This window comes from Desulfonatronospira sp., from assembly GCA_003563255.1.
GTDB lineage: Bacteria > Desulfobacterota > Desulfovibrionia > Desulfovibrionales > Desulfonatronovibrionaceae > Desulfonatronospira.
Window position 1 is genome coordinate 1 of sequence record PWSL01000367.1, and the last position, 5,916, is coordinate 5,916.

The window sequence follows — 5,916 nt, forward strand, 5'->3', positions numbered from 1 at the left end:
ATGCTCCGTATACAAGGGCCGCCAGGATAATCGCAGTGGATATTACAGTCAGGCGGGCGTTCATGCCCTTGAAGATCCCGGATTCTTTCTGAAAAGCCATTTATTTGTCTCCTGAAACCAGAATATTAAAACGAAAGTCAGTGCAGAATGTGGTAACCATTCAGTGGCGTGACTGGGGACAGTCCCCATGGCCTGGTGGAAGTAATCACCACAGAGGAACCCCCTGAATGGTTACAAAATGTGCTGGTATTCATTAAAAGCTTGAAAACACATGTCAATCAGTGAAAGCATTGTTCAGCATTTTTTATAATCACCCCAGGTTTTCCTGGATGAGTTCAGCCAGCCTCTGGGCCGGCTCGGAAGGCCTTCCCGGACTGCGGTGCAGTGCGATTTCCACTGCAGGCAGGACGGGCAGCCCGGCAGGGCCTTCCGGTTCGACTTCGCGCAGTTCGCCGCGCAGCATGGAGCGGGTAACAACTGTTACGGCCAGGCCGGCTGAAACAGCGCTTCGAAGACCTTCCAGAGAACGGCTGGTATAGGCGATGCGCCACTCGCGTCCAGCCCCGGCCAGGGCCTCAAGGGTCATTTCCCGGAAGACGCAGAATCCTTCCGGGAAAAGGGCCAGGGGAAGCACTTCCTGGTGCTCGGTGGCGGTATGTACCGCCGCGGCCCAGACCAGCTGCTCCGAGCGCAGCACATGTCCGCCCGGACTTTTGGGCTGTCTGGTCACCAGGGCCAGGTCGATATTTCCTCCCCGGATCTCCTGCATAAGTTCCACCGAGAGTTCGCAGCGTACATCCAGAGTGACCCCGGGGTAGAGTTCAGCGAAACGGGCCAGGATGTCCGGCAGATAAAAGGCGTAATCATCCGGGATGCCCAGGCGGACAGCTCCGGCCACCCCCGGAATTTTAAGTGCCTGCCAGGCCTGGTCGTTCAGGTGAAGCATGCGGCGGGCATAGTCCAGCAGGACCTCTCCAGCCGGGGTCAGGGCAATTTGCCCTGGTCTGCGGTTTAAAAGTCTTTTGCCCACATCATCTTCCAGCCTTTTCATCTGCATGCTGATGCTGGACTGGGTGCGGTTCAGCCTGCGGGCCGCCTCGGTAAATCCCCCGCAATCCACTATGGTTGCAAAAGTTATGGCCAGATTCAGGTCCAGTACGGGTCTTGGGATATTCATCAAAATAATTGATCCTTAGTTCAAAACTATTAATTTGCCTGATGCTTATAACCAGCTTACCAGGAAAAGGCAACCAGTTGTTTAATGGATGTTACTAACTTTAATGACTGTAAATTTGCCATGGAGATAGAGCATGAGTGTAATAGCAGGACAAACCGGACACGGGATTGAAATATCGCAGTTAAAAGGGACTTTACTGGGCAGTATGGCGGTTCTCATGTGGGGTTTTCTGCCCCTGCTGCGCCTCATGGCGGGAGAGGTTCCCCCTTTGCAGCTGACCTTTATGTCTCTTTTTACAGCCGCCCTGGCCGTCTTAACCTGGGGCAGAACCCGCAGGAAAATATATGGAAAGCCATGGCATGACCATGGACAAAGAGATGTTTTTCTGGCTGCCGGATTTCTGCTGGGGGCGGTGGTATTCTATTTTGCAGCTCTGATGCAGGCCCCGGCTGCCGAGGTGGCTCTGATTACATATCTGTGGCCCCTGGGCCTGGCGGCTGCTATCTGCATCAGTGCCGGAAGAAGGCCGGGGCTTAACATGTGGACAGGTCTTCTGCTGTCTTTTTCTGGTGCGGCCCTGGCCCTGTTAAGCGGAAACGAGGGACAGGGCGGAAGCACCATGGACCCGGGTACGGCAGCCGGTTATGCCCTGGGTCTGGCCAGCGGGGTATGCTGGCTTGGATATTCCCTTATGCTGGGCAGGCTTCCGACTAATGCCGGGCTGCATGCAGGCATTTTCGCATGGGCCGGGATTGCTGCTGCTTTATTGCATTTGCTGCTGGAACACACGGTTCTGGATCTGTCTTTTGCAGTCCTTCTGACCACCGCATGTATAGGCATAGGGCCTTATGGACTTGCTTTCATGGCCTGGGGTCAGGGCCTTAGATACGGCCATGCAGGTTTATTAAGCGCCCTTTGCTATACAGTGCCGGTGGTGGCCACCACCCTGCTTATCCTGGCCGGGATGGAGGCCTGGAGAATGGAGCTGGCCCTGGCCGCCCTGGCCGCCCTGGCCGTGACCTGCGGGGCGTGGCTGGCCGGCAGGGACAGGAATAAAACCCTGGCTGAAGCATGATGATTCTAAGAAATATATCTGCTATGTCTTACCGTATACCGGAAACATTACCGTAATATAAAAATGATATTTACTTCTTTTTAAGGCAGAATTAAAGATTTTGAACAGCGTAACAGTTTACCTATTTGCAAGTGGCATGGGGACTGCTTAGCAGGATAGCTGGCAAAAAAAATTGATTAATTTACATTTCCAATGGCAGTTGCTCGCCTGTTTCATTATCTGCACAGAAGTTCTTACCATATTTAACAACTAATTAATCCCTTTACACCAATTCAATGCTGTATATAGGTTTAATAGTGTACACCAGCCAGTTTGTAGTAATTTATTGCCAGGCAAGATTTAATTATTCAGTCGTAGAAAAATTTTTGTGTAGTAAGCACAAAATAATGTTCAAGTGAGGTGATGGATTATGTTTCTGGATAAGATATGGGGTAAAAAAACAGAACAGACCGTTGAAGATCTGCCTCTATCCACCAGGAGTCTTTGCCCGGAGTGCCGTGAAACAATAGAGGCCCAGCTGGTGGAGGAGAACGGACAGGTTTTGATGTATAAAACCTGCCCGGAACATGGGGAGTTCAGAGAGATCATAAGTGCAGACAGGGATTTTTTTCTGAAAATGCGCCGCACCCATTATGAAAGACCGGCAGGACTGGACAGGCCTCAAACAAAGGTGGAACAGGGATGTCCCCACGATTGCGGGATATGCCCCAGTCATCGGTCTTTTCCTTCCATGGTCAACATTGATCTGACCAACCGGTGCAACCTGAATTGCCCCATTTGTTTTGCCAATTCCAATGCCATGGGCCGGGTATACGAGCTGGACTGGGAGCAGATCAACCATGTAATTGACTCCGTGGCAGCTCTGGGTCCCCACCCTGTGATCTGCGTGCAGTTCGCTGGTGGCGAGCCTACTATACATCCCCATTTTCTGGATGCAGTACGTCTGGCAAAGTCCCGGGAGTTTGCCCAGGTCCAGGCAGCCAGCAATGGCGTGCTGTTCGCCGGTAATTATGGTTTTGCAGAAAAGGCTGCCGAAGCTGGTCTGGATGTTGTGTATCTGCAGTTCGACGGCATGAGCGATGATATATACCGCGACACAAGAGGACGGCCTATGTTTGAGACCAAGATGCAGGCCATAGACAACCTGGGGCGGGCCGGAGTCCGGGTGGCCCTGGTCCCCACTATCGTCAAAGGCTTTAATGATCATCAGGTGGGAGACATCCTGCGCTTTGCCGTAAGAAATCCGGAGGTTATAACCGCCATAAGCTGGCAGCCAGTGTCCTTTACCGGCCGCATAGACGAATCCAGACGCCAGGAGATGCGCTTCACCACTGCTGATCTGGCCAGGGAACTGCAGGAACAGACTGGATTACTGGATATGCACCGTGACTGGTATCCTTTTTCCATTGCCTCTCCGCTGTCCAGATTCCTGGAAGCGGTGACCGGCGAAAAAAAGGCCCATACAAACTGTCATCCCCATTGCGGATGTGTAACCTATCTGGTTGTGGACAAACAGACCGGCCAGGCTGTGCCCTTTCCAGCCTTTCTGGATGTTGAAGCCCTTGCGGCCAGCCTGAACAAAAAGGCCGGGCGGCTGGAGCATTATCCCTGGTTGAAAAATGCCCTGTCTCTACAGTTCAAGGGCGAACTCAAGAAACATTTCCGCCGGGAAAAAGCCCCTGAGGGCTGGGATCATGAGACGCTGATGCAGTTTGTAGACAGCCTGATTCATCTGGGAGAAGGGCACAAGGTTGACAAAAAGGCTCAGAAAGAGACCATTCAGGGCCGCCGTTTCGAGATTATCATGTCCGCGGCCATGCATTTCCAGGATCTGTACAACTATGAACTGGACCGGGTCCAGTACTGCGCTGTGCATTATGCCGATCCTGAAGGCCGCCTGTACCCCTTTTGCACCTGGAACAGCGGCCCCTGTCACCGTTACAGGGTAGAGGAAATGTATGCCAGGCCACTGAATAAAAACAGGCAGGCCGAGACGGAAACCGCAGCCTCCTGATCCGGGAATGTCCGGGGTTCTCTACCCTTTCCGGCCAGGGATCTTTTGCCCGTGGACAAATACAGGACCCACCTGAATAAAAAAAGGGCCACATCAATCAAACCTGACCGGGTCAGGGCTGAGGAACTGGAGAGGCTGATAAAAAAGGCCTACGTGTCCTTTTATCTGCATCCCGGCAAGTTCCTTGCTCACCCTGTAGCCGGAATGCGCAATCTGTTCATGGTGCCCAGGCTGCTGAAGGCTCAGAGTTCGTGAATCTGGAGCCTGGCCGGGTCCAGGTGCTGCCTGGCCAGGTGCAGTAAGTGTGTGTGGTGGGTGAAGAACAGAACCTGGGTCTGTTTAGACAGAAGGGCCAGTTCCTGCAGGGTCTGTGCGGATCTTTCATCGTCAAAGTGGACCAGAATGTCATCCACTATAAAGGGGAAAGGAGGATTGTTGTCCAGGTAATGCCTGATCCCGCCCGGCGCAGGGCCAGAAAGAGCTGGTCCCTGGTGCCGTCGCTCATTTCATCCACGCCAAGACCGGTGCCGTCCATGCGCAGGGCTTTAAGCACGGGCTCGCCGCGCTGGTCGTAGTCGGCATAGATGCCGGTGGGGGAGGACTTGCATCCATAACAGTCAAAGCCAGGCGGTACTCCTGGTCATCAAAGGCGCACAGGGTTGAAGCGCAGTGAGTTTTTACTCCCTTGCGGGTAAGGTATACCTGCACCTCGGGGTTAAAAACTATCTCCAGATCTTTTAAAGGCAGGCGAAGTCCCAGGCCTGTGGCCTTCATGCAGCTCTCCCTGAGCACCCAGCCTTGGATCAGTGCGGCCTGCCGTCTGTTGGGAGGCAAGGTTTGCAGCCAGTCAAGTTCCCTTTGTGGATAGTATCTCCTGGCTACTGCCGTGATGTCCCTTTGTACTTTTTCAATGTCCAGGCCAAGCGGTTTGTCTCCTGCGCCGCAGACCACCCATTTTCCGGAATGCGAGATATTGAACTGGAGTTCAGGCAGTTGAGGCAAATACGGCTTGCCGTTTGAGCCGGTCACCGTAAGGGGAGGGACACCAAGCCCAGGTGCATGTTTTTTTATAACATAAGCCAGGAGCAGCCCAGCCCCTGCGCACCTGGACCGGTCCTGTTTTTTCCGGAGCCTGGAAAGGGCCGCGATCCTTTCCGGGCCAAGCCACGGCTTCCACCTGTCCTGGTCCGGGTCCAGGGAGGATATGTCAAGGACGTATATGTTTGCGTCCGGATATCTTTGCAGCACAGGGAATCCTTGTGGTATGACCTGAATAATTAACACTGCAGCGAAACTTATTTATTTAACCCGCCAATTATCACATCTTTGCTCAAATCGTAGCATAATTATTATACCAATTTCTGAAAAGGTTCAAACATGTTTTGCAAAATTCCCGGATCTGGAGAAGGCTAATGAATGCAGGAAAAACAAAGGAATTTTTCATGGACTGACAGATTTCCCTTGGCTTTTCTTTTGCAGGCATGTTACAAAAATACAGCAAAGTAAAGTATATCAAGTAAAGCAAAGCTACAAAAAGACGTGACTGCAAAAAAAGTCACTTTTACATTCACAGATGTCAGAGATCAGACGTCCCCAATGAAACACCCCAGAGGGGATCCCGGTTTCACGGGGCAAGTAGGTGTCAGTAAA

The 5,916-nt window shown here is 52.5% G+C and carries 7 protein-coding genes; 3 read left to right on the forward strand and 4 right to left on the reverse strand.

The genetic code is table 11. The annotated features are described in order from the left end of the window. Nucleotides 1-310: 310 nt before the first annotated feature. Complete coding sequence (locus QZP87_RS10770) at nucleotides 311-1,177, reverse strand: LysR substrate-binding domain-containing protein (RefSeq protein ID WP_291322927.1); 867 nt, start codon at nucleotides 1,175-1,177, stop codon at nucleotides 311-313. Nucleotides 1,178-1,310: 133 nt separating this feature from the next. Between QZP87_RS10770 and QZP87_RS10775 the strand changes: the two genes are divergently transcribed. From QZP87_RS10775 to QZP87_RS10785, 3 genes are all read left to right on the forward strand, one after another. Continuing rightward, nucleotides 1,311-2,252, forward strand: coding sequence for a DMT family transporter (locus QZP87_RS10775; protein WP_291322928.1), 942 nt, complete (start codon nucleotides 1,311-1,313; stop codon nucleotides 2,250-2,252). 409 nt (nucleotides 2,253-2,661) lie between these two features. Continuing rightward, on the forward strand, nucleotides 2,662-4,266 hold the full coding sequence (gene tes, locus QZP87_RS10780; RefSeq protein WP_291322929.1) for a tetraether lipid synthase Tes: 1,605 nt from the start codon (nucleotides 2,662-2,664) through the stop codon (nucleotides 4,264-4,266). Between the two features lie 51 nt (nucleotides 4,267-4,317). Continuing rightward, complete coding sequence (locus QZP87_RS10785) at nucleotides 4,318-4,521, forward strand: MmcQ/YjbR family DNA-binding protein (protein ID WP_291322930.1); 204 nt, start codon at nucleotides 4,318-4,320, stop codon at nucleotides 4,519-4,521. Here the strand turns inward: QZP87_RS10785 and QZP87_RS10790 are convergent. From QZP87_RS10790 to QZP87_RS10800, 3 genes are read right to left on the reverse strand one after another with little or no spacing between them, the layout of a single operon-like run. Then, on the reverse strand, nucleotides 4,509-4,679 hold the full coding sequence (locus QZP87_RS10790; RefSeq protein ID WP_291322931.1) for a hypothetical protein: 171 nt from the start codon (nucleotides 4,677-4,679) through the stop codon (nucleotides 4,509-4,511). The genes QZP87_RS10785 and QZP87_RS10790 overlap by 13 nt on opposite strands. Then, entirely contained in the window at nucleotides 4,679-4,819 is a 141-nt protein-coding gene (locus QZP87_RS10795) for a hypothetical protein (protein ID WP_291322932.1), read from the reverse strand. The genes QZP87_RS10790 and QZP87_RS10795 overlap by 1 nt, the downstream gene beginning before the upstream one ends. Beyond that, complete coding sequence (locus QZP87_RS10800) at nucleotides 4,768-5,514, reverse strand: 4'-phosphopantetheinyl transferase superfamily protein (protein ID WP_291322933.1); 747 nt, start codon at nucleotides 5,512-5,514, stop codon at nucleotides 4,768-4,770. The genes QZP87_RS10795 and QZP87_RS10800 overlap by 52 nt, the downstream gene beginning before the upstream one ends. Between the last annotated feature and the right edge of the window lie 402 nt (nucleotides 5,515-5,916).

Bases quoted from the DNA above. Each gene is read 5' to 3' on its own strand.
- tes (WP_291322929.1), top strand. From the start codon at position 2,662: ATGTTTCTGGATAAGATATGGGGTAAAAAAACAGAACAGACCGTTGAA.
- QZP87_RS10770 (WP_291322927.1), bottom strand. From the start codon at position 1,177: ATGAATATCCCAAGACCCGTACTGGACCTGAATCTGGCCATAACTTTT.
- QZP87_RS10775 (WP_291322928.1), top strand. From the start codon at position 1,311: ATGAGTGTAATAGCAGGACAAACCGGACACGGGATTGAAATATCGCAG.